At 64.2% G+C, this 22298-nt stretch carries 19 protein-coding genes; 14 read left to right on the top strand and 5 right to left on the bottom strand.

The features are described from left to right. Positions 1 to 87 precede the first annotated feature (87 nt). The 12 genes from aceE (at position 88) to AC07ZH_RS06195 (ending at position 15143) form a co-directional block, all read left to right on the top strand. Positions 88 to 2802 carry a pyruvate dehydrogenase (acetyl-transferring), homodimeric type gene (gene aceE, locus AC07ZH_RS06250; RefSeq protein ID WP_495198999.1) on the top strand — a complete coding sequence of 905 codons (2715 nt, stop codon included), beginning with the start codon at positions 88 to 90 and terminating at the stop codon, positions 2800 to 2802. A 99-nt stretch (positions 2803 to 2901) separates the two neighbouring features. After that, entirely contained in the window at positions 2902 to 4620 is a 1719-nt protein-coding gene (gene aceF / locus AC07ZH_RS06245) for a dihydrolipoyllysine-residue acetyltransferase (RefSeq protein ID WP_495198998.1), read from the top strand. Between the two features lie 97 nt (positions 4621 to 4717). Then, a complete protein-coding gene (gene lpdA / locus AC07ZH_RS06240) occupies positions 4718 to 6580 on the top strand; it encodes a dihydrolipoyl dehydrogenase (protein ID WP_495198997.1) in 1863 nt (620 codons plus the stop codon). A gap of 31 nt (positions 6581 to 6611) precedes the next feature. After that, positions 6612 to 6842: a DUF3079 domain-containing protein gene (locus tag AC07ZH_RS06235; protein WP_119107682.1), complete on the top strand. Its 231-nt coding sequence runs from the start codon at positions 6612 to 6614 to the stop codon at positions 6840 to 6842. A 494-nt stretch (positions 6843 to 7336) separates the two neighbouring features. Continuing rightward, the gene (locus tag AC07ZH_RS06230; RefSeq protein ID WP_158606123.1) at positions 7337 to 8098 is read left to right on the top strand and encodes an IclR family transcriptional regulator; all 762 of its coding nucleotides are present in this window, start codon (positions 7337 to 7339) and stop codon (positions 8096 to 8098) included. A gap of 87 nt (positions 8099 to 8185) precedes the next feature. Then, entirely contained in the window at positions 8186 to 9265 is a 1080-nt protein-coding gene (locus AC07ZH_RS06225) for a TRAP transporter substrate-binding protein (RefSeq protein WP_495198996.1), read from the top strand. Beyond that, positions 9262 to 9822, top strand: a complete 561-nt coding sequence (locus tag AC07ZH_RS06220) for a TRAP transporter small permease (RefSeq protein ID WP_495198995.1) — start codon at positions 9262 to 9264, stop codon at positions 9820 to 9822. Before AC07ZH_RS06225 ends, AC07ZH_RS06220 begins: the two co-directional genes overlap by 4 nt. A gap of 1 nt (position 9823) precedes the next feature. Next, a complete protein-coding gene (locus AC07ZH_RS06215) occupies positions 9824 to 11113 on the top strand; it encodes a TRAP transporter large permease (protein WP_495198994.1) in 1290 nt (429 codons plus the stop codon). Next, positions 11110 to 12147, top strand: a complete 1038-nt coding sequence (locus tag AC07ZH_RS06210; RefSeq protein ID WP_495198993.1) for an NADPH:quinone oxidoreductase family protein — start codon at positions 11110 to 11112, stop codon at positions 12145 to 12147. Before AC07ZH_RS06215 ends, AC07ZH_RS06210 begins: the two co-directional genes overlap by 4 nt. Beyond that, positions 12144 to 12938 carry an enoyl-CoA hydratase/isomerase family protein gene (locus AC07ZH_RS06205; RefSeq protein WP_119107676.1) on the top strand — a complete coding sequence of 265 codons (795 nt, stop codon included), beginning with the start codon at positions 12144 to 12146 and terminating at the stop codon, positions 12936 to 12938. Before AC07ZH_RS06210 ends, AC07ZH_RS06205 begins: the two co-directional genes overlap by 4 nt. Continuing rightward, entirely contained in the window at positions 12931 to 14562 is a 1632-nt protein-coding gene (locus AC07ZH_RS06200) for a class I adenylate-forming enzyme family protein (protein ID WP_495198992.1), read from the top strand. Before AC07ZH_RS06205 ends, AC07ZH_RS06200 begins: the two co-directional genes overlap by 8 nt. Before the next feature lie 11 nt (positions 14563 to 14573). After that, positions 14574 to 15143 (top strand): DUF2889 domain-containing protein, encoded by a 570-nt coding sequence (locus AC07ZH_RS06195; protein WP_495198991.1) that lies wholly within the window; start codon positions 14574 to 14576, stop codon positions 15141 to 15143. Positions 15144 to 15298: 155 nt separating this feature from the next. On the opposite strand, the gene AC07ZH_RS06190 is transcribed toward AC07ZH_RS06195, so the two are convergent. Next, the gene (locus tag AC07ZH_RS06190) at positions 15299 to 15550 is read right to left on the bottom strand and encodes a GlsB/YeaQ/YmgE family stress response membrane protein (RefSeq protein WP_495198990.1); all 252 of its coding nucleotides are present in this window, start codon (positions 15548 to 15550) and stop codon (positions 15299 to 15301) included. Positions 15551 to 15620: 70 nt separating this feature from the next. On the opposite strand from AC07ZH_RS06190, the gene AC07ZH_RS06185 reads away from it, so the two are divergent. Next, complete coding sequence (locus tag AC07ZH_RS06185) at positions 15621 to 16580, top strand: class I SAM-dependent methyltransferase (RefSeq protein ID WP_495198989.1); 960 nt, start codon at positions 15621 to 15623, stop codon at positions 16578 to 16580. A 296-nt stretch (positions 16581 to 16876) separates the two neighbouring features. On the opposite strand, the gene AC07ZH_RS06180 is transcribed toward AC07ZH_RS06185, so the two are convergent. From AC07ZH_RS06180 to AC07ZH_RS06165, 4 genes are read right to left on the bottom strand one after another with little or no spacing between them, the layout of a single operon-like run. Continuing rightward, on the bottom strand, positions 16877 to 18160 hold the full coding sequence (locus AC07ZH_RS06180) for a hypothetical protein (RefSeq protein WP_495198988.1): 1284 nt from the start codon (positions 18158 to 18160) through the stop codon (positions 16877 to 16879). Between the two features lie 6 nt (positions 18161 to 18166). Next, a complete protein-coding gene (locus AC07ZH_RS06175) occupies positions 18167 to 18940 on the bottom strand; it encodes an outer membrane lipoprotein-sorting protein (protein WP_119107670.1) in 774 nt (257 codons plus the stop codon). 26 nt (positions 18941 to 18966) lie between these two features. Beyond that, positions 18967 to 20355 (bottom strand): ABC transporter permease, encoded by a 1389-nt coding sequence (locus AC07ZH_RS06170; protein WP_119107669.1) that lies wholly within the window; start codon positions 20353 to 20355, stop codon positions 18967 to 18969. Continuing rightward, positions 20352 to 21059 carry an ABC transporter ATP-binding protein gene (locus AC07ZH_RS06165; RefSeq protein ID WP_495198987.1) on the bottom strand — a complete coding sequence of 236 codons (708 nt, stop codon included), beginning with the start codon at positions 21057 to 21059 and terminating at the stop codon, positions 20352 to 20354. The genes AC07ZH_RS06170 and AC07ZH_RS06165 overlap by 4 nt, the downstream gene beginning before the upstream one ends. Positions 21060 to 21469: 410 nt before the next feature. On the opposite strand from AC07ZH_RS06165, the gene AC07ZH_RS06160 reads away from it, so the two are divergent. Beyond that, the gene (locus tag AC07ZH_RS06160; RefSeq protein ID WP_495198986.1) at positions 21470 to 22066 is read left to right on the top strand and encodes a helix-turn-helix domain-containing protein; all 597 of its coding nucleotides are present in this window, start codon (positions 21470 to 21472) and stop codon (positions 22064 to 22066) included. Positions 22067 to 22298 lie beyond the last annotated feature (232 nt).

Raw genomic sequence — 22298 nt, 5'->3', positions numbered from 1 at the left:
TGAAAATGCACTATTTGAAATTTTGGAAAAATGTGCGAAACTAGAGGAACCGTACTAAATTGTGGTCAAACACATAGGAGACAGAGCATGGCAGACGCGTCCCAGACCCCCGCCCCCCTTGCGGCAGCAGGCATTACAGATACCGACCAACAGGAAACGCGCGAGTGGACAGATGCCTTGTCCGCCGTGATCGAAAGCGAAGGCCTGGAGCGTGCGCACTTCCTTCTTGAGCAACTGCTGGAACATGCGCGCCAGAACAGCCTGGACATGCCGTTTTCCGCCAATACCGGCTACGTGAACACGCTCGAGCCCGACCAGGAAGCGCGCTGCCCGGGCAACATCTCGATTGAAAAGCGCCTGCGCGCCTACATGCGCTGGAACGCCATGGCCATGGTGGTGCGTGCCAACCGCCTGCACCCGGCCGACGGCGGCGATCTGGGTGGGCATATCGGCTCCTTTGCCTCGCTGGCCAGCATGTGGGGTGCCGGTTTCAACCATTTCTGGCACGCCGAGAGCGAAACCCACGGCGGCGACTGCATCTACTTTCAGGGCCACAGCGCACCGGGCATCTACGCGCGCGCCTACCTGGAAGGGCGCATTTCCGAAGACCAACTGGAGAATTTCCGCCAGGAAGTCGGCGGCAAGGGCCTGTCGAGCTACCCGCACCCCAAGCTGATGCCGGGCTTCTGGCAGTTCCCCACCGTCAGCATGGGCCTGGGGCCCATGATGGCGATCTACCAGGCGCGCTTTCTTAAATATTTGCACGCGCGCGGGATTGCCGACACGGCCAACCGCAAGGTCTGGGTGTTCCTGGGCGACGGCGAAATGGACGAACCCGAGAGCAAGGGTGCCATCAGCTTGGCGGCGCGTGAGCAGCTCGACAACCTGATTTTCGTTATCAATTGCAACCTGCAGCGGCTCGACGGCCCGGTGCGCGGCAACGGCAAGATCATTCAAGAGTTGGAAGGCGACTTCCGCGGCGCGGGCTGGCACGTCATCAAGCTCTTGTGGGGCAAGGGCTGGGACGACCTGCTGGCGCGCGACAAGAGCGGCAAGCTGCGGCAGGTGATGATGGAGACGGTGGATGGCGACTACCAGACCTACCGCGCCATGGACGGCGCCTATATCCGCAAGCATTTCTTCGGCAAGTACCCGGAAACGTTGAAACTGGTCGAACACCTGAGCGACGACGACATCTGGGAACTGCGCCGGGGTGGCCACGACCCGGAGAAAGTCTTCGCGGCCTTCCATGCTGCCAACGCGCACAAGGGCGACCCCACCGTGCTGCTCGTCAAGACCGTCAAGGGCTACGGCATGGGCAAGGCCGGCGAGGGCAAGAACACGGTGCACCAGACCAAGAAACTGGCCGACGAGGACATCCGCTACATCCGCGACCGCTTCGCCATCCCCATCCCCGACAGCGAGCTTGAAAAGCTGCCGTACTACAAACCGGCCGACGACACGCCGGAAATGCGCTACCTGCACGAGCGGCGCAAGGCGCTGGGCGGCTACCTGCCCAAGCGCCGGGAGAAGGCCGACGAGCATTTCACCGTGCCGTCGCTGGAGACCTTCAAGGCCATCCTGGAGCCCACGGCCGAAGGCCGCGAGATCAGCACCACCCAGGCCTATGTGCGCTTTTTGACGCAGTTGCTGCGCGACAAGGCGCTGGGTCCGCGCGTCGTGCCCATCCTGGTCGATGAGGCGCGCACCTTCGGCATGGAAGGCATGTTCCGCCAGATCGGCATCTACAACCCCAAGGGCCAGCTCTATACCCCGGTGGACCGCGAGCAGGTGATGTACTACAAGGAGCAGGCCAACGGCCAGATCCTGCAGGAAGGCATCAACGAAGCCGGCGGCATGTGTTCGTGGATTGCCGCGGCGACGTCGTATTCGACGAACAACCGCATCATGATTCCGTTCTACGTGTACTACTCGATGTTCGGGTTCCAGCGCTTTGGTGACTTTGCCTGGGCGGCCGGCGACATGCAGGCGCGCGGCTTCATCCTGGGGGGTACCTCCGGGCGCACCACGCTCAACGGCGAAGGCTTGCAGCACGAAGACGGCCACAGCCACATTCTGGCCAGCGTGATCCCCAACTGCGTCGGTTACGACCCGACCTTTGCGCACGAGGTGGCTGTCATCATGCAAGAAGGCTTGAAGCGCATGGTTGAGCGCCAGGAGAATGTGTACTACTACATCACCCTGCTGAACGAAAACTACGCCATGCCTGGCCTGACGGCGGGCACCGAAGAGCAGATTCTCAAGGGCATGTACCTGTGCAAGCAAGGCGCCGAGGGCGACAAACGCGTGCAGTTGCTGGGCTCGGGCTCCATCCTGCGGGAATCCCTTGAAGCGCAAAAACTGCTGGCCGCCGAGTGGGGCGTGCAGGCCGATGTCTGGAGCTGCACCAGCTTCAATGAGCTAACCCGTGAGGGCCAGGATGCCGAGCGCTGGAACCTGCTGCACCCATTGGAGACAGCGCGCGTGCCTTTTGTCACACAGCAACTGTCAGGCCGCAGCGGCCCGATCGTGGCGTCGACCGACTACATCAAGGCCTACGCCGAGCAGATTCGTCCGTACATTCCTGCCGGGCGCAGCTACAAGGTGCTGGGCACGGATGGCTTTGGCCGCAGCGATTTCCGCTACAAGCTGCGCGAGCATTTCGAGATCAACTGCCACTACATCACGGTGGCCGCGCTCAAATCTCTGGCGGATGAGGGCAAGCTGCCGCAAGCCAAGGTGGCCGAGGCCATCCAGAAGTACGGCATCCAGACCGAGAAGGTGAACCCTCTTTACGCATAAGCGCACATCGAGACCCACTTTTCAGCCAGGACACCGCCCCGCCAGCGCAGGGCGGTGTCCCAGTTGCAAGTCGTCTCCCGAAAAGAAAGCGAGACAAACATGGCATTGGTAAACATTCAGGTTCCCGACATTGGCGACTTTGACGAAGTCGGCGTCATCGAACTGCTGGTCAAGGTGGGCGATACGGTGCAGGCAGAGCAGTCGCTGATCACCGTCGAATCGGACAAAGCGTCGATGGAAATTCCGTCGAGCCACGCAGGCGTGCTCAAAGAGCTGAAGGTGGCTCTGGGCGACAAGGTCAAGCAAGGCTCTGTGATCGCCGTGGTTGAAGCGGCGGACACCGGAAATTCAGACCAAGAAGTGGCTCCAGCGCAGGCTGCACAAGCGCCAGCAGCTAGCAAATCAGAAGCGCCCGTGGCCGCACCCGCAGCGTCTGCGGCAGCAACTGCGCCTGCGCAGGCTGCAGCACCGTCCGGCCTGCTGGAAGTGCGCGTGCCCGATATTGGCGATTTCAAGGACGTGGCCGTCATTGAAATCCTCGCCAAGGTGGGCGATGCGGTGAAGCTTGAACAATCGCTGTTCACCGTCGAGTCGGACAAAGCGTCCATGGAAATTCCTTCGCCCGCCGCTGGCGTGCTCAAGGAGCTCAAGGTCAAGGTCGGCGACAAGATCAATATTGGCGATTTCGTCGCCGTGCTCGAAGGGGCCGCCCCCGCAGCAGCGGCGGCTCCCGCAGCACCGGCCGCTGCCGCTCCTGCCCCGGCAACTGCGCCGGCACCGGCAGCGCAGGCCGCTGTGGCCCCAGTACCCGCTGGCGCGCAAGCCTCAGTGCCCGCGCCCGTGGTGGCCGCGGCCGCCCACCAGCCGGGCGCGGCCGTGCTGGGCCTGCCGCACGCATCGCCCTCGGTGCGCAAGTTTGCGCGCGAGCTGGGCGTACCGCTGGCCGAAGTCAAGGGCAGCGGCGCCAAGGGCCGCATCACGCAGGAAGACGTGCAGAACTTCACCCGTGCCGTCATGGCCGGCAGCCAGCGCACGCAAGCGCAGGGCGCTGCGCCCGTCGCCGCGTCCGGTGGCGGCGAGCTGGGCCTGATCGCCTGGCCCAAGGTGGACTTTGCCAAGTTCGGCCCCATCGAACGCAAGGAGATGGGCCGCATCAAGAAGATCAGCGGCGCCAACCTGCTGCGCAACGCCGTGATGATCCCGGCCGTCACCAACCACGACGACGCCGACATCACCGAGCTCGAAGCCTTCCGCGTGCAGCTCAACAAGGAAGCGGAGAAGAGCAAGAGCGGTGTCAAGGTCACCATGCTGGCCTTCCTCATCAAGGCCTGCGTCGCGGCGCTCAAGAAGTTCCCCGACTTCAACAGCAGCCTGGACGGCGATGCGCTGGTGATGAAGAACTTCTGGCACATCGGCTTTGCCGCCGACACGCCCAATGGGCTGATGGTGCCGGTGCTCAAGGATGCCGACAAGAAAGGCATCTTCCAGATCAGCCAGGAAATGGGCGAGCTGGCCAAGAAGGCGCGCGAGGGCAAGTTGAGCCCGGCCGAGATGAGCGGCGCCAGCTTCACCATCTCCAGCCTGGGCGGCATTGGCGGGCGCTATTTCACGCCCATCATCAACGCGCCTGAGGTGGCCATTTTGGGCGTGTGCAAGAGCCAGATGGAGCCGGTGTGGAACGGCAGCGCCTTCCAGCCGCGCCTGATGCTGCCGCTCTCGCTCACCTGGGACCACCGCGTGATCGACGGCGCCTCTGCGGCGCGCTTCAACGTCTATCTGGGCGAAATCCTGAGCGACTTCCGCCGCGTGCTTCTTTAACTCCTGGGGGTCGGACCACGGCGCAGCCGTGCTCTGACCCACACACTTCAAGGCACCACGGCGCCGTGCTCTGACCCCCACACTTCGAGGCCTCCCAATGGCAATCATCGACATCAAAGTACCCGACATCGGCGACTTCGCCGAAGTGGCCATCATCGAAGTGATGGTCCAGCCCGGCGACACCATCAAGGCCGAGCAAAGTTTGATCACCGTGGAGTCCGACAAGGCCTCAATGGAAATCCCGTCGAGCCACGCTGGCGTGGTCAAGGAATTGAAGGTCAAACTCGGCGATAAGATCCATGAGGGCAGCGTAGTGCTCACGCTGGAGACGCCGGGCGCAGGCATGGCGCCAGCACCCGTTGCCGCCCCGGCATCTGCCCCCGCTCCTGCACAGAATTCAGAGCCAAAACAGGCTCTAGCGCAGGCGCCACAAGCGCAAGCAGCTACGAATCCAATAGCATTCGCCTTCTCGGGAAATACCGATCTGGACTGCGACCTGCTGGTGCTCGGCGGTGGCCCCGGCGGCTACTCGGCCGCCTTCCGCGCGGCCGACCTGGGCCTCAAGGTGGTACTGGTCGAGCGCTACGCGACATTGGGCGGCGTCTGCCTGAACGTCGGCTGCATTCCGTCCAAGGCGCTGCTGCACGTCGCGGCCGTCATGGACGAAGTGGGCCACCTGGCCGCCGCAGGCATCGAATTCGGCGCGCCCAAGGTCAGCGTCGACGGCTTGCGTGGCCACAAGGAAAAAGTCGTCGGCAAGCTCACCGGCGGCCTCGCTGCCATGGCCAAGATGCGCAAGGTCACCACCGTGCGCGGCTACGGCAGCTTCGTCGGCGCCAACCATCTGGAGGTTGAGGAAACCACCGGTACGGCGCAGGAAAAAACCGGCAGCAAGAAGACCATCGCCTTCAAGCGCGCCATCATCGCCGCCGGCAGCCAGGCCGTGCGCCTGCCCTTCATGCCCGAAGACCCGCGCGTGGTGGACAGCACAGGTGCCCTGGCGCTGCAAGGCGTTCCCAAGCGCATGCTCATCCTGGGCGGCGGCATCATCGGCCTGGAGATGGGCACCGTCTACAGCACGCTGGGCGCGCGCCTGGACGTGGTCGAAATGATGGACGGCCTGATGCAGGGCGCCGACCGCGACCTGGTCAAGATCTGGCAGAAGATGAATGCCAAGCGCTTCGACAACATCATGCTCAAGACCAAGACGGTGGGGGCTGAAGCCACGCCGGAGGGCATCAAGGTGACGTTTGCCGCAGCGGAAGAGGGCGGCACCGCCCCCGAACCCCAGGTGTACGACCTGGTCTTGCAGGCCGTGGGCCGCACGCCCAATGGCAAGAAGATCGCCGCCGACAAGGCCGGCGTGGCTGTCACGGACCGCGGCTTCATCAACGTCGACATCCAGATGCGCACCAACGTGCCGCACATCTTCGCCATCGGCGACATCGTGGGCCAGCCCATGCTGGCGCACAAGGCGGTGCACGAGGCACACGTGGCCGCGGAAGTCATCGCGGGCGAGCTGCAGGGCAACAAGGAGCTGGCATCCGCCGCCTTTAACGCCCGTGTGATTCCGTCGGTCGCGTACACCGACCCCGAAGTGGCCTGGGTGGGCTTGACCGAGGACCAGGCCAAGGCCCAGGGCATCAAGGTCAAGAAGGGCCTGTTCCCTTGGACGGCCTCCGGCCGTGCCATCGCCAATGGCCGCGACGAGGGCGTCACCAAACTGCTGTTCGACGACTCGCCCGAGGCGCATGGCCACGGCAAGATTCTCGGCGGCGGCATCGTCGGCACCCATGCGGGCGACATGATCGGCGAGATCGCCCTGGCCATCGAGATGGGCGCCGACGCGGTGGACATCGGCAAGACCATCCACCCGCACCCCACGCTGGGCGAGAGCATCGGCATGGCGGCTGAGGTGGCGCACGGCAGCTGCACGGACGTGCCGCCGGCACGCAAGTAGGCGGGAGCGCACCCCCTCATCGAGCGCAGCCGTGGCAGCCAAGAAGTTCCCCAAGGCCCCCGCGCACCCCGAACGGGTGTGCTGGGGCTGCGACCTGTACTGCCCTGTGGGCGACATGCGCTGCGGCAACGGCTCGGACCGCACGCCGCACCCGGCGGAGTTGTTCGGGGAAGACTGGGCCGAGTGGGGCTCGGAGAACGACGGCGAAACCCAGGCGCCCACAACCACCTGCCATCCTGGCGCTGAACGCCCCACGCATTGACCGCGCCGCTCCTGCGCATCATTGCCCGAACAGGCCGGCTAGATCGTGCCCATCGTCACGCTGAGCTCCGACATCCTAGCCCGGTGATGTAGAACCTGCCTTAAGGCGATGCTGAACAAGTCCCCGCGATGACGCGCGCCGTGCATCGGGATGGGAGGCAAGGCGCAAATCCTCGCCATAGCCGCAGCTATGGCGAGGATTGGCAACGCCGCAGACCGCCCGAGGGACGGATACGCGGCGCGTGAGGGACTTGTTCAGCATTGCCTGAAGGTCGGTTCATCTCCCGCGGGGCGGCCCTCCTGGTGCCAACAGGCCACTGGGCGTGCTGCGGCAGCACAAGCACGCCTTTGCCGTCCGATGGCCAGGCCCGAACCTTCATGGGGGTTCGGGCTTTTTTGTTTTCCGGGTTCGAATAGCCAAGGGTTTTCACCAGATCGTATTTCGGGATGACCGTCCTATTATTCGGGACGTTATCCCGATTTATGAGCAAGTCCATGTCCACTCCCAGCCCCCTTGCGCGCTACCACCAGGTGCTGTTGGCGGTGTCCAAAAGTTCCGTGGGACTCACCCTCGGTGAACTGACCCGCGATACACGGTTGCCCCGCAGCAGTGCGCACCGCATTGCCACGGCGCTGTCCGGAGTGGGGTACCTGCAAACCGATGCCGCAGGGTCGTACCTGCTCGGGCCGGCGTTCAAGGAGCTGCTGCGGCGCAGTCTCACGGCGGACAACCGGACCAAGGCCTTTCAGCCTGCCCTGCAGTTCCTGGTTGCGGAACTGAAGGAGACCGCCTTTTTTGCGCGCTTTGTCAACGGTGCGGTCACCCTTGTCCACGCCGTCACCCCGGCGCAGGCCGAGCGTTCGTACATCCATCCCGGCACTGGCGAGCGCCCGCTGGACACCTGCTCATCGAGCAAGGCCATCCTCGCGTACGCCGACCAGCAATTGGTGGAGAACATGTACGAGGCCGGCAGCCTGCCCTTCGAAGGCAACCAGAGCCTGCGCAGCTTCATGACGACGCTGCGCAAGGTCAGCCATGACGGCTACGCGGTGTGCGACGGCGAAATCGACGAAGGCGCCTACAGCCTGGCCTGTCCAGTGCCCGTGGGCCCCATGCTGGGCTTGTTCAGCATCGGTGTGGTGGGTCCGTCCAGCCGCATGAAATCGGTGGGCGTGGAGCATTTGGCGCAGGTTGTGCAAACCGCCGCCGCCATGGCTTCGGCCCACCTGCTAGAGGATTCGGCCCCCGCCGCCTGACCGCGGCGCGAGGCAGTCTAGGTGCATGGGAGCGTTGGAAACGTCCAGCACACCATGCGAAAAGCTTCCATTTTTCAGGAGACCCACATGCAAACGCCTTACTCCTTGTGCCGCCGTACCGCTTTGAATGCCCCTTTGCACCACACCCTGAGAGCCGGCGCCGCCGCCGCCGTATTGCTGGCCCTGGCGCTGCAGGGCGCGCCGGTGCATGCCCAGGAGGCCGTCAAGCTCAAGTTCGCCGATTGGATGCCCGTGTCGCACTACACGGTGACCAATGCCGCATACCCCTTCATGAAGAAGGCGACCGAGCTGTCCAAAGGGAAGATCGAATTCCAGTACTTTCCCGCGGAGCAGCTGGGCAAGGGGAAGGACTTACTGACGCTGCTGCAGACCGGGGTGGCCGACATCGCGGACATCTCCCCTTCCTACATCAGCGACAAGTTCCCGATGTCCTCGGTCGCCGAACTGCCGGCCATGTTCAACAACGCCTGCCAGGGAACCTATGCCTATGCCTCGCTGGTCAAGGCCGGGGGCGTGCTTGCGGAAAAGGAATTCAAGCCCAATGGGGTGCGCGTCCTGGTGTCCGTGGCCTACGCACCCTACAAGGTGCTGACCACAAAGAACAAGATCGAAAGCATCCAGGACTTCTCCGGGCTCAAGCTGCGCACTGCGGGCGGTGCGATGGATATCACGGCCAACGTGGTCGACGCGGTGCCGGTGCGCATGCCTGGCCCGGACATCCTGCCTTCGCTCAGCCGCGGCACGCTTGATGGCACGCTGGCCCCGCTGCAGAGCGTGAAGGTCTTCGACATGCAGACGCAGCTCAGGCACATGACGACAGACGTCAGCCTGGGCAGCTTCATCACGGTGTACGCGATCAGCGACCGCGCCTGGAAGCGGCTACCGCAAGAGCTGCGTGCAACGCTTGTCGAAGCCGGCGATTTCGCCACCAAGAACCACTGCGAGTACGTCGATGCGCAGGAAGTCAAAGTGGTGCAAGAGCTCGAAAAAGACGGCGTGAAGGGCAACACCATGGCCCCTGGCCAACTGGCTGCGCTGAACACGAAGCTTCAAAACGTCGCCGCCGAATGGGCCACTTCCCTTGACAAGCGCAACAAGCCGGGCACCGCCGTGCTGAGCGACTTCCGCAAGGCTGTCGCCCAATGAAAGCCCTGCTGTTCAGGTCCGACCGCTGGCTCTGGAAGATGGACTTCGCGTTCATCGCCATTGCAGGTCTGGCGGTGCTGGCCATGATGGGCATAACAGCTGCGGACGTGGTGATGCGCTACGCCTTTCAGCACCCGATCCGCTGGGCTTTCGATCTGGTCACGCAGTACCTGCTGATCGGTTCGTTCTTCTTCGCGTTCTCGTACACGCTGCGCACCAACGAAAACGTGGCCGTGGACTACTTCGCGCGCCACATCCCGCTGAACGTCTACCACCCGGTGATGGGGGCGGGGTTTCTTGTGGCGGCGGTCATATTTGCCGGCATCTGCTGGCTCAGCGCGTGGGATGCCTACGAAGCCTGGCACAACAACGATGCGCTCATGGGCGCTCTGATCTGGCCGACCTGGAGTGCCAAGATCATCGTGCCCATCGGTGCCGCGTCGCTGTCGCTGCGCCTGCTGCACCGCGCCCTTGCGCACTGGTGCAGCGTTGCGGACGAGGAATTCCGGGAAGCCATCGGCCTGGAAAACTCCCGCCAAATCCTCGTGAAGGACTGACATGACGCTCGCTCTGGTTGTTGTGTTGCTGATGGCGCTGCTGGCGGTCGGCTTGCCCGTGGCCTTTGCACTGGGCATTGCCGGCTCGATCGGCCTGGTCTTCTTCGGCGGAACCGACTTGCTGACCGGCATCCTCGCGACGGCACCGGCCTCGGCCGTCGGTAGCTACGAGTTCATGACCATCCCGATGTTCCTGCTGATGGCCGAGTTCATGGTTGCCAGCCGGATCTCCGATTCGCTGTTCATGGCGATTGCCGCCTGGGTGGGCCGCCTGCCGGGCGGGCTCGGCGTGGCGACGGCCCTGACCGGCGCGGCCTTCGGTGCGATTTCGGGTTCCAGCACGGCGGCGGCCGCCACACTGTCCAAATCCAGCATTCCGTCGATGATCGCGCAGGGCTACGAGCCGCGTTTCGCCAAGGGCATCGTGGCGATTTCCGGCACGCTGGCCATGCTGATTCCCCCCAGTGTCGCCCTGATCTTCTACGGCCTTCTGAGCGGCACCAGCGTGGCCAAGCTGCTGGTCGCCGGCATCATTCCCGGGGCGCTCGTCACCCTGGTCATCGTCTTCACCATCTGGCTGCTGCTATGGCGCGAACCGTCGCGTGCGGGCGAAAGCCGGGCCTACAGCTGGAAGGAAAAGATCGACTCCATCAAGGTGGCGGGGCCGTTCTGCGGACTCTTCCTGCTGGTGACGGGCCTGATCTACCTGGGTATCGCCACGCCGGTCGAGTCCTCAGCGCTGGGTGCACTTGGCGCTCTGGTCTTCACCGTGACCTCGGGCCGCATGACGCGCAAGGTATTCCTGAGCGCAGTCTCGCGCGCCTGTGCCACCAGCGCCATGATCGGCCTGATCGTCATCTGCGCGCAGATGTTCGGCTACTTCATCACCATGACCGAAGCGACGCAGCGGCTGGTGGATTTCGTCGGCAGCTCGGGCGTGTCGCCCTACACCGTGCTGGCGTTCCTGGTCGTGCTGTACCTGGTGCTCGGCTGCTTCCTGGACCAGCTCTCCATCCTCATCCTCACCATTCCCATCGTTTTGCCGCTGGTCGTCAAGCTCGGCTTCGACCCGGTGTGGTTCGGCATCCTCGTGATTTTGTTGGCCGAAGTGGGCATGGTCACGCCGCCCGTGGGTCTTAACGTGTTCGTCGTCGCCAAGAGCACCGGTACGCCGGTGGGCGAGGTGTTCGCCGGGGTCTGGCCGCATGTGGTGGCCCACGTGCTGCTGATCATCGTGCTGATCCTGTTCCCGCAAATCATTCTTTGGCTGCCTTCTGGCATGAACCAATGACGACGACCAATCCCTCCGGCAACACGATGCGGGCCCTGCTGGTCCGCGAAACCGGCTGGCCCAACGGCATGCAGGTGACCGAAGTGCCGCGCCCGCAAGCGCAGGCGCTGGACGCGGACAGCGTGTTGGTGCAGGTGCGCGCAGCCGGTCTCAACTTCGCCGATACCTTGAGCATTGGCGGCAGCTACCAGGAAAAACAGGCGCTGCCGTTCGTGCCGGGGGCCGAGCTCTGCGGCGAAGTGGTGGCTGTGGGTGCGGGCGTGCAGGGCCTGACAGCCGGCGAGCGGGTCATGGGGCAGGTCGGCGCCGGCGCCTATGCCGAATGGGCCGTGATGCACCAGCACCGGCTCGCACGCGTGCCCACAGCCATGCCCGACGATGAGGCCGCCGGTTTCTACATTCCCTACGGCACCGCGCTCTGCGCCTTGCGCGAACGCGGCCGCCTGGTGCCCGGGGAAACGCTGCTGGTGCTCGGTGCCGCCGGGGCGGTGGGCCTGGCCGCCGTGCAAGTGGGCAAGGCGCTTGGCGCCCGGGTGATCGGGGTCTCGCGCAGCGAATCCAAGCGCGGCGCCGTCATGCAGGCTGGCGCCGACGCGTTCGTGGCGTGGTCGGCGGGCGACTTGAAGCGCGCGCTGCAGCAAGCGGGCGTGGGCGCTGGCGTGGATGTCGTGCTCGACATGGTCGGTGGAGACGCGACCGCCGCCGCCATGCGCTGCCTGCAGTTCGAGGGCCGGCTGGTCGTCGTGGGCTTCACCAGCGGGCAGGCGCCGACGCTGCGCGCCAACCACATCCTCGTCAAGAACATCGACATCGTCGGCTGCTACTGGGGGCCCTACCAGCAACTGCGCCCCGCGCAGACCCGCCAGTCCTTTCAAACGCTGTTCGATTGGTACCGCCAAGGCCGCCTGAATCCGCGGATCGCAGACACCGTACCGCTCGAAGGCGTTGCCCACGCGCTGGAACAACTGGCCTGCGGCGCGTATGCCGGCAAGGTCGTTGCCACCCTTCCCATTCCCTCTGGAGTCACCGAATGACGCACCCCCTTGTAAGTATCGAGAAGCCGGCCACCGGCATTGCCCTTGTCACGCTGCAGCGCCAGGACAAGCGCAATGCCTTGAACGACGCGCTGATCAGCGCCCTCATCGACGCCGCTGAGACGCTGCGTGAGGACGCTTCGGTCAAGGCCATCGTGCTGACCGGTGGGCCGCAGGCGTTTTCCGCAGGCGCCGATATCAGCACCTTCGACGCCATCGAGAAAGAGCCGGACGTCAACCAGGTGCGCCGCATGACGGACAAAGGCGCGCGCATGGCCGAGCTGTGGCAATCCATGCCGGCGGTGACGATTGCCGCGGTCGAAGGCGGCGCGGTGGGCGGCGGCTTCGGGTTGGCACTGGCGTGCGACTGGCGCGTGTTTGCGCGCAATGCCTTTGCCTATGTGCCGGAAGTCCGCCTCGGCCTGAATTACGGCTGGAGCACGTTGCCCCGCCTGGCCGCGCTGGCGGGCCCGGGCCGTGCGAAGTGGATCTCCATCCTCTGCCGGCGCCATGGCGCCGAAGAGCTGGCGGCATGGAACATTGCCGAACACGTGGCTGAGCCCGGCGGCGCGGTGGCCGCTGCCATGGAGCTAGCCCAGGAAGTGGCGGCGCTGCCCGCGCTGGCGGCGCAAATCATCAAGCGCTCGGTCAACGCCTACAGCCTCGCGCTGGCAAAAACCGCCAGCTACAGCGATATGGACGACATGCTGGTCTGCATGACCGACGACGAAGGCCGGCGCGCGCGCGAAAGCTTCACGCAGCAACTGACGGGAAAGGCCGGTCATGCTTGAAACCCCACTCCAATCTCGGCAGAGCGACCCGTCCGCCTACCGGGTACTGGCCGACTGGCTGGACGCGCACGCCGCGCAGCACCCCGAGCGCGATGCCATCCTGTTCGGTGCCATGCGCATCACCTATGCAGAGCTGCGCCGCAAGGTGGACCAGTGCGCGCGGGCCTACCTGGCCCATGGCCTCCAGGGCGGCGACTGCGTCGCCATGCTGTGCCCGCCGCGCCCCGAGGCCTTCATCAGCTTTCTTGCCGCCGCGAAAATCGGCGTGTTGTGGCTGGGTCTCAATCCCCGTTACCAATTGCCCGAACTGAGCTATGTGGTCGGCGATGCGCAGCCCAAGCTGCTGCTGTCCATCGATTCCCTGGAGGGCCGTTCGTACGCGCCCGACATCGAAATCCTGGCGCAGCAGAACCCCGGCATCCGCGCCACCGTCCTCATTGAGCGGCGCGGCCCCGACGGCTCCAGTTTCGACGATTGGGCGGTCTCGTTCGCCGATCCCGCGCTCGACGCACAGCTTGCCAGCGCCCGCGCGGCAGTGCAGGACACTGCGCCCGCGCTGCTGGTCTACACCTCGGGCTCCAGCGGCAAGCCCAAGGGGGTGCTGCTGCGCCACCGCGAGCTGATCCGCCGCAGCCGTACGCAGAACGAACGCTTTGCCACCCGCAGCTACCCCCGCGTCATCAACCCGCTTCCGGTGAACCACATCGGCGGCATGCATTTCCTGGGGCTGTTCACCTTCATTGGCGGCGGCACGCTGCGCTTTACCGAGCGCTTCTCAGCAGCGGAATTCGTTGCCGCCCTCCAGGCAGGGAGCATCAACGCCCTGATCCTGCTGCCCACGATGTTCAAGATGATGGTGGACGAGCCCGGCTTTTCCAAAGAGTTGCTGGCCAAGCTCGACTGGTTCGTATTTTCCGGCGCCGCCATGGCGCCGGAACTGCTGGAGCTGATCCGCAGCACCGGCTGCCCGCTGGGCCTCACGTACGGCATGACGGAAACCTGCGGCTCCGTCACCTATTCCGACCCGGACGCCGACGTGGAAACGCTGGCCAACACCATCGGCCGGGCCACGCCTGTGGGCGAGGTGCGCGTGGCAGACGACGATGGCCAGCCCTGTGCGCCCGGCGTGCCCGGGGAGCTGCAGGTGCGCGCCGAATACTGCATGGGTGGCTATCTGAACCGGCCCCAGGCCACCGCCGAAGCCTTCACCGAAGACGGCTGGCTGCACACCGGCGACACCGCCGTGCTACGCGAGGATGGCAACATCCGCTTCATCGGCCGGCGCAGCGAGATGTACAAGTCCGGCGGCTACAACGTCTACCCGCGCGAGGTCGAACTGGCCATGGAAACCCACGAGGCGGTGGTGCTGAGCGCCGTCGTCTCCGTGCCCGACCCGCTCTACGACGAAGTAGGCTGGGCCTATGTGGTGCCCGCGCCGGGCCGGCAGATCAGCGAGAAGGAAGCTGCCGACTGGTGCAAACGCCAATTGGCCAACTACAAGGTGCCCAAGCGCTTCATCGTCTGCGCCGAACTGCCGTTGCTCCCGGTGGGCAAGGTCGATAAGGTGAAGCTCAAGTCCCAGGCGCAGGCGCAGGCTCTGCAGCGCAGCGCGGCGACCGCCTGAGCCTGGTTGCCGTGCCCTTGTCCGACGCCAGCCCGCGCAAGCCGCTGCACCGGCGCGCCCTTGAGTTCCAGGGCTTCGCACGCGAAGACGGCCTGTGGGACATCGAGGGCCGCTTGACCGACCGCAAGCCCTTCGCCCATCTGAACTATCGCAACGAGCCAATCGGCGAGGGTGATCCGGTGCACGATATGTGGGTACGCCTCACGCTGGACGACGCTATGCAGGTGCTGGCCATTGAAGCCGCCACCGACGCCTCGCCGTTTGGCATCTGCCCCGATGCGATTCCAGCGCTGCAGTCGCTCAAGGGCCTGCGGCTGGGCCCGGGCTGGCGCCAGGCGCTGAAGGCCCGGCTTCCCCCTTCAGCCTCCTGCACGCATCTGAGCGAACTGCTGCAAGCCACCGCCACCGTGGCCTTCCAGACGGTGGGATTTGGACGCACGCCGGAAGGCGGCAACCCTTTGGCGAGCATGGGCCGTGGCGGGGTGGCGCCATTCTTCGTGGACAAATGCCATTCCTGGCGTGCCGATGGCGCGGCCGTTCTGGAGGTCTTTCCGCAGTTCGCGAAAAAACCAGGCCTCTGAGCACGGCATTGCCCGCCCGCCCGCGCCAGACCGGGCCGGAGGCAGCCGGAAATTCTCTCCTGTTTTTATAGCTATCAGCGCTTACCACATAAGCGCTGGAGGCCATTTTTACTACAAATTTTCGTCTCCTTTGCCACGAGGGCTGCCCTCGTGGCTCACGCCTTCTTCTTCACCAGGCCGTAGACCACCAGCAGCACGATCGCGCCGAGGATGGACGCCAGCCACCCTGCGGGTGCGCCCGGCGCATACCAGCCCATGGCTACGCCGACATAGCGCGCCAGGAACGAGCCGGCGATGCCGAGCACGATGGTCATGATCCAGCCCAGCTTGTCGTCGCCGGGTTTTACCGCGCGGGCAATCAGGCCGACGATGAGGCCGACGATGAGGGTTCCGAGAAGGGCAAACATTCGATTCCTTTGACAGACAGCCATTTGGCCTGGGAGCGGCCACTGTAGCCGCAGCACCGACAATCTGCCGATGCAAGCCTTGTTGAACGCCATCGCCACGATGGCCATGCCTACCGACGCCCAACGCATTTTCCATGGCCGGGGTGGGCTGTATGCTGGTTGCGAGCACTGGACGCTCGACGCCTATCCCCCCGTTTTTGTGCTCACCAGCTTCCTGCCTGCGGAGGAGGGCACAGACGCTCAGATTGCCCTCATCGGCGCCGCGTTGGCCAGGCGCTGGGAGGCGCTGGCACCCGGTCAGGCCCTTCACTGGGTATTTCAGTGCCGCAATGAGCCACTGCGCACGCACGGGCGCACCGAAGCCCGCATCTTGGCCGGCAGCGTGCCCGCCCCGCATGTCGTGACCGAGCAGGGCGCGCGGTTTCGTGTGCATATCGAAAAGGGTCAGAACCACGGCCTGTTCCTCGATATGGCCGAGGGCAGGCGCTGGGTGCGCGAATATGCCGAAGCACGCCGATCGGATCGCTACGGCCTGAAGGTGCTCAACCTGTTTGCCTACACCTGTGCCTTCTCGGTGGCGGCACTGCAGGCGGGCGCCCGCCAGGTGGTCAACGTGGACATGAGCCACGGTGCACTCGCCATCGGCCAGCAGAACCACCAGCTCAATGGCATCACCGCGGGGGCGAGCTTTCTGCCGCACGACATCTTCAGCAGCTGGGGCAAGATCACGCGCGGCGGGCCGTACGGGTTGGTGATCGTCGATCCGCCGAGCTACCAGAAGGGCAGCTTCGTCGCGACCAAGGACTACGCTCGGCTCATGCGGCGCCTGCCGGACCTGGTGGCGCCGGGCGGGCACGCGCTGCTGTGCCTGAATGCGCCCGAACTGGGGGTGGCTTTTTTGCAGGACCAGATGCAAGAAGTGGCGCCGGAATTGGTATTCGTCGAGCGGGTGGCCAATCCAGCCGTGTTTGCTGATCTGGACCCCGAACGGGCGCTGAAGGTACTGGTGTACCAGGCGCCCGAGCTGTAGGCCGGCAGGGTCCGGCCGGTGAAACCCGCCTCACCCGCAACGCGGATGGCATGGATACGAAGGAGCCTTGGCGTGCAAGCGGTGTGACTGCCTGCTTGGTGCACGATGCCGCCCCATGAACGAAGGCCAGCTCAAAAAGCTGGAGTTCAGGTGGCCAGAGACCAAGGCGTATGCAGTGAGCTATGGTTGAAATTCGCATTTGACCACCGGATCGCCTTGAATGCCGTGGTGGGACCAGCGCGGAAAACTGGGGGTGTACCGCCAGCGCAAAAACGGGCAGACCACTGTGCCTGAACTCAAAAATACTTGCGCACACTCAACTCCCATGCACGGGGCACCGCGCCGAATTCGCTGCGCGCACTGCCTTTGCTGCCTTGCCATTGCATGGCCAGATCGATTTGGCTCCAGTGGTAGCGCAGCTCCAGCCAGTGCAGTTGGCTGTGGTCAGCGGCATTGGCTCGGACCATGGCGTTCAGCTCCAAATGCGGCACAAGTACATCCGGCCAGTGGGCGTACACGGCATACATGTTGTGCGTCGCCATTTCCTGGGCGGTGATGGTCCAGTTGCGGTACATCGCATAGCCGATGGACGCGCTGTTTTGCAATGCTCGCCATGCCGGGGCGCTAAGGGCGGCGTTGTTGCGGGAGTATTCCAGGGTGAGCGAGAGCTTGCTGGCTGCGGTCCAGGTGGCACCGGCACTCAGCCGCTGGTGAAAGCTGCGGTCTTCGGGGAGGTCCAACGCCTGTGCCAGCTGGGAGCGGCTGCGCCCCCCTGACCATTCGGCGAACGCTACGGTGGAGTCGTTGACGAGTGTCGCCAGGTTGAACCCTGTTTGAGGGGCTTGCCGCTCTTCCCCGTAGAGCAACCACTGCGGATTGAACTGGTCGTTCAGCCGCTGGCTCCATGCCAGCAGCCAGCGGTTGCTGGCGTTGGTTGCGCCCTCGTTAAGCGCAAACGGGGCGCTGCTGGGTTGCGCAGCCAAGCGTGGGGAGAACAAGGCGGTGAGCGCCCCCTGGTCCCAGACCGCCTGGCTGCGCAGCATGAAAGCGCCCTGGCGGTTTTTCTTCAGGCTGCCTGGATCTACCGAAACCACGGAGCGGATGGAACCCGTGCGAAAGTAGTCCGTCGGGCTGTAGCCGGTGGCGACGCCAAACCGTGCATTGATACGGCCCAGATCCACCGCCTGGGTGTCACTTGCTTGCCAGCCCACCCATGCTTCCTTGAGTGTGCTGATGGGGTGTTCTTGTCCGACCTGCGGTGGCCAACTCACGTCCAGCCGATCGGCGAGCACCGCACGCCAACCGGGCGCCAGCGAGTGGTCTATTTGCAGATCCAGCGATACGCGTTGGTTGTCGCGATCACGACCCAAAAGTGTGTGGACCTGGCCTGCAGCAAGCTCGGAAAACAATTGCCAGTCGCGGGCGGCGACCGTGGGCGCGGCAGGGGCATCGGCCAGCAGCAAGGCATCAATATCGCCTGACTGGGCTGCGGCTGGGAACGCAAGGGCGACGGCCAGTGCGCCCAATGCACCCATCGATAGCCTGCGCTGGCGCCAGCGCGTGGGCAGGACAAGTCGCATGGGGCGTTACTCGGGTTTGAAGCGGGGCAGGTAGTCCCGCTGCAGCCAGGCGTCGGGCACCTCGCGCCGAGTCCAGTCGGTAAAGCGCATCACCGTGACCCAAGTCGGGTCGAGCCCGTCGATGATGACGGTCTCGGTAGGACGCTCCTGCCCCAGATGGCGCTGGTAGTGGCGAAAGTAGGCGGTTTTGAGCAACTGGCCACTGTCGGCGTAGTAACGCGCCTTGATGGGCTGGTGGTTGCCGGTGTCGATCCAGATGTCAATGCGGGGGTAGCTGACATCGGGCGTTTGGGCGCTCAAGGCGAGTTTGTAGCAGTGGCGCGTCTTGCGCTCGCCATCCTGTGTGTCTTCTTCTCCTGCCAGCTGTGCACCGTAGTCCTTGGCCAGGTTGACCGTGACCACATCGCCATTCGATGCCTGCCCCAACAGGCGCTGCTGCGGCGACAAACGGATGCTGGCCTTACTGCTTGGGTCAAAAAACCACAGGTCTTTGCCGCTGTAGAGCATGAGCTTGTTGGTATCGCGCGCCGGCGCCACGAAACGCACCAGGCTGCGAAACTGTCCACTGCTGGCGTCGGCCTTGGAATAGATGGCCAGCGTATTCGTATCGGTTTGCTGGCCCTTGCGGTATTCGATCAGGGTATTGGTCAGCCCAAACGAAAAGTCCGGGTTGCGCACGGCATCGCTTGCAGCCAGGATTTCTTGGGCACTGGGTGCGGCCCATGCGGTGCCCATGCAAAAGGCCAGCAACGCGAGCAGGGATTTGCATTGTTTTTTCATCGTCGCCTCTTTCTTCGAACAGACTCTTAGACATGGCGCAGGGCGTCGACGATCAGCAAACGCGCGGCCCGCCGTGCCGGCCACCAGGCCGACAGCCCGGCCACCAGAACCAGCGCTCCGGCACTGCCGGCCAGCGTGGCCCAAGCACCCCAGAGCCGTACCTTGAGCGGGTAGGCATAGACATAGCCGGGCGGCGTCCAGGTCAAGCCGCTGTGGTTGATCAATGCGGCCAGCGCCAGCGCTATCAGCGTGCCCAGTACGGCGCCCGCCACCCCCAGCACCAGGCCTTCGGTCACGAACAGGCGGCGAATACCGCCTTGGCGCAAACCGATGGCGCGCAAGGTGCCAATTTCGGTGGTGCGCTCCACCACGGCCATCCCCATGGTGTTGCCCACGGTGAACAGTACGATGACGCCGATGAGTATGGCGATAAAGCCAAACACCGATTGGAAGAACTCGATGGTCTGGCCGTAAATGGGCGCCAGGGTTTCATAGTCCAACACCTCCAATTCACCCTTTTGAAGCTCGGGCGCCAGCAACTGTGTGAGCCGTGCTCGGGCTTGCGCCATCTGCGCGGTGTGGTGCAGCTGGATTTGAATGGCGGTGACCTGTGGCGCGGCTCCGCCATAGACCAAGCGCTGGGCTTGGGCGAGGTGCATCATGGTGTAGCTGTCGTCAAACTCCTTGAGCCCGAAGTTCTCTGCTTTCACCACGTCGAGCCCCACCACGTTGGGCGCGCCTTGCACCGTGGCGGCCAGCATTTCAATATGGGTGGATTGCTTGGCGGAGGCGCTGGGCGCTTCCTGTGCAGAGAGGGCCGCAATGTCGTCCGGCGTCGGTGCAGCGGACGTGTTTTTCGCAATGCTGGGCGTCGGGCAGGGGTGCACGTTCAGCGCCTGGCACAACTGCAGCTTGCGTGCCACGCCGGTGCCAATGACTACCGCATTGCCCGGTGTGTTCAGCAGGGCGATGGGCGGGGCGTAGCTCATGTTGCCGTAGTCGTCCCATGCGCGCAGTTGTGCTTGTTCCGGGGCGACGATACCGGCCGAGAGCACATTGGTCGAGACCCCGGCTGCGAAATTTCCGGCAATGCCGCTCAATTGCAGTTTGGGCGTGACCACCGTCAGCATGGGTGCGAGCACCGGGTCGCGTCGTACCTGCTCCATGATGCGTTCGTAATCCGCGATGCCGTAGGCGGTCGGGTTGCTGCTGCCATCCAGAAAATAATTCTTGCGCTGGATTTGCAGGTGCCCATGCAACTGCACATAGCCCGTCTGCATGGAGTAGATGGTGCTGCTGCTGTAGCCGCCAAACACCAAAATGGCGCACAGGCCAATCACCATGGCCAGCAAGGTTGCCAGAGAGCGGCGGCGGTTGCGCAGCAAGTTGCGCAGTGCGAGCGACACGGTGTTCATGCCAGCACCCCTGAAGACTCGGGGAGCCGTTCGATGGAGGTGATGCGCCCGTCGCAAATCGTCACCGTGTCGTCGGCCGCCGCCTGCACCTGCGGGTCGTGCGAAGAAAACACAAACGACACATGGTGCTCGCGCTGCATCTGGCGCATCAGGGCAATGATGCCCGCGCCGGTGTGGCTGTCGAGGTTGGCGGTGGGTTCGTCGGCCAGCACCAGGGTCGGTGCGGGTGCCAGAGCACGGGCAATGGCCACGCGCTGGCGTTGCCCGCCAGAGAGCTGGCCTGGGCGGTTCCGGGCTTTGTCAGACAGGCCCACCGCATCGAGCAGCAAGCGCACGCGCTCGCGCCGCTGCGGGGCGGGCATGCCGCTTAGCAGCAAGGGGTACTCGACATTCTCATAGGCGGTGAGCACCTGCAACAGGTTGAAATTTTGAAAGATGAAACCGAGGTTTCGGGCGCGAAAGTCGGACAACGCGTCGTCCGACAGCGCCAGCACGTTCTGCCCGGCAACAAGGACCTCGCCGTGGTCTGGGCGGTCGATGCAGCCCACCACATTGAGCAGCGTGGTCTTGCCGCTGCCCGAAGGCCCGCAGATGACGGTGAAGCAATTGGCACGGATCTCAAGATGGATGTCGCTCAAGGCGGGGACATCCACACTGCCTAAGCGGTAGGTGCGAGAGACATTTCTCAGAATGACAGGGTGCATGGTGCAGGGCGGCGAGAGGTCGAAAAAGCAGGAATCCAAAGGCGGGACCATTGGTGCGGCCGCAGTTTCGCGCACCCCTGGGCGGGCTGTATTGAACGATTCCGACACGTATGCGCAGCCTAGAATTGCGTATGCACTTGCCTGTCGCCACTGTTCCGAAGTCGGGTGTCCGCTGCGCCCTCTTGGCGCCACGCTTGTCGCTTGCGTCTTGTGTGCGAGGGCATATTGTTCGAAGCACAGCGGGCCTGGCGCTTGGTCCTGAGCAGCGGTACAACCATTTCCCTGCATCCCCGCTGTGCGCAATCTGTTGGTTGTTTCAGGGAGGCGCCACGGTCGTTCAACGCGGCGACCAGGCCATCTGCGAAGTAACGCCGCGTATTTCGTTGATCGGCCCGCACAGCGTGCCGGTTGTGAGCCATAACCCAGGGCCGGTAGAGGCTTTGATGGTGGCGCTGACTCCGGCGGCGGTGGAAGCCCTTAGCGGTGTGCCCGTCAGTTCCCTGGTCAATCGTGTGGTCCCGCTGGAAGAAGTATTTGGCGCCGCATGGGGGACCATGGCGCAAGAGGTGCTCCGGGCAACCGATGACGCGCGCCGTATCGCCTTGTTTGAAGATTTTCTGGAGCCACGCTGGGCGCTGGTACGCGATGGTACCGTGCTTCGGGCGGATCGCTTTCACTATTGGGTCGAGAATTTGGCCTTGCGGGCGGCGCAGTCGGGGGTGGGCGTCGGCATGCGCCAGATGGAGCGGCGCATCAAGCAATGGGCAGGCCAGCCTCTGCGGGATTTGCGGCGCATGGAGCGTGCGGAAGAAACATTTTTTCGGGCGATGGCATCGCACCAACGAGGCTCCCTTGACTGGGCCGAAATGGCTGTGGACTGTGGGTATGCCGACCAGGCCCACCTGTGCCGCGACGTCCGGCGCAATACGGGCCACAGCCCTACGGACCTGCTTGCGGCCATCGAGCAAGAAGAGAGTTTTTGGATGTACCGGCTGCGCGACCAGTGAGCAGCGGGAGATGGTGGTTGCACGGTGGGTAACGGCTTTCCACCCCCCTCCCGAATGGCGGATGGGGTAGCGGCGAGGAAGTTTTGGCAAAGGCGGCGAGGTTCCGCGTACAGTGTTTGCTGCACTGGAGTTGACGCAGATCGGATCCGCGGCATGGAGGAAAACCCCCGTGCCCTCTAGGTGCCAGCCTCTAGAGCTGCTCATGCATCGCGTGCGATATTTGTCCGATGCA

The organism is Simplicispira sp. GW247-4R2A (assembly GCF_059424465.1).
The sequence above is the reverse complement of the archived record's forward strand: the minus strand, read 5'-3'. Positions and strand labels throughout refer to the sequence as shown.

Excerpts from the sequence above, each read along its gene's own strand:
- AC07ZH_RS06200 (WP_495198992.1), top strand. The coding sequence starts at position 12,931 with ATGCTTGAAACCCCACTCCAATCTCGGCAGAGCGACCCGTCCGCCTAC.
- AC07ZH_RS06170 (WP_119107669.1), bottom strand. The coding sequence starts at position 20,355 with ATGAACACCGTGTCGCTCGCACTGCGCAACTTGCTGCGCAACCGCCGC.
- AC07ZH_RS06205 (WP_119107676.1), top strand. The coding sequence starts at position 12,144 with ATGACGCACCCCCTTGTAAGTATCGAGAAGCCGGCCACCGGCATTGCC.
- AC07ZH_RS06220 (WP_495198995.1), top strand. The coding sequence starts at position 9,262 with ATGAAAGCCCTGCTGTTCAGGTCCGACCGCTGGCTCTGGAAGATGGAC.
- AC07ZH_RS06185 (WP_495198989.1), top strand. The coding sequence starts at position 15,621 with ATGCAAGCCTTGTTGAACGCCATCGCCACGATGGCCATGCCTACCGAC.
- lpdA (WP_495198997.1), top strand. The coding sequence starts at position 4,718 with ATGGCAATCATCGACATCAAAGTACCCGACATCGGCGACTTCGCCGAA.
- AC07ZH_RS06190 (WP_495198990.1), bottom strand. The coding sequence starts at position 15,550 with ATGTTTGCCCTTCTCGGAACCCTCATCGTCGGCCTCATCGTCGGCCTG.
- AC07ZH_RS06180 (WP_495198988.1), bottom strand. The coding sequence starts at position 18,160 with ATGCGACTTGTCCTGCCCACGCGCTGGCGCCAGCGCAGGCTATCGATG.
- aceF (WP_495198998.1), top strand. The coding sequence starts at position 2,902 with ATGGCATTGGTAAACATTCAGGTTCCCGACATTGGCGACTTTGACGAA.
- aceE (WP_495198999.1), top strand. The coding sequence starts at position 88 with ATGGCAGACGCGTCCCAGACCCCCGCCCCCCTTGCGGCAGCAGGCATT.
- AC07ZH_RS06165 (WP_495198987.1), bottom strand. The coding sequence starts at position 21,059 with ATGCACCCTGTCATTCTGAGAAATGTCTCTCGCACCTACCGCTTAGGC.
- AC07ZH_RS06210 (WP_495198993.1), top strand. The coding sequence starts at position 11,110 with ATGACGACGACCAATCCCTCCGGCAACACGATGCGGGCCCTGCTGGTC.
- AC07ZH_RS06225 (WP_495198996.1), top strand. The coding sequence starts at position 8,186 with ATGCAAACGCCTTACTCCTTGTGCCGCCGTACCGCTTTGAATGCCCCT.
- AC07ZH_RS06230 (WP_158606123.1), top strand. The coding sequence starts at position 7,337 with ATGTCCACTCCCAGCCCCCTTGCGCGCTACCACCAGGTGCTGTTGGCG.
- AC07ZH_RS06215 (WP_495198994.1), top strand. The coding sequence starts at position 9,824 with ATGACGCTCGCTCTGGTTGTTGTGTTGCTGATGGCGCTGCTGGCGGTC.
- AC07ZH_RS06175 (WP_119107670.1), bottom strand. The coding sequence starts at position 18,940 with ATGAAAAAACAATGCAAATCCCTGCTCGCGTTGCTGGCCTTTTGCATG.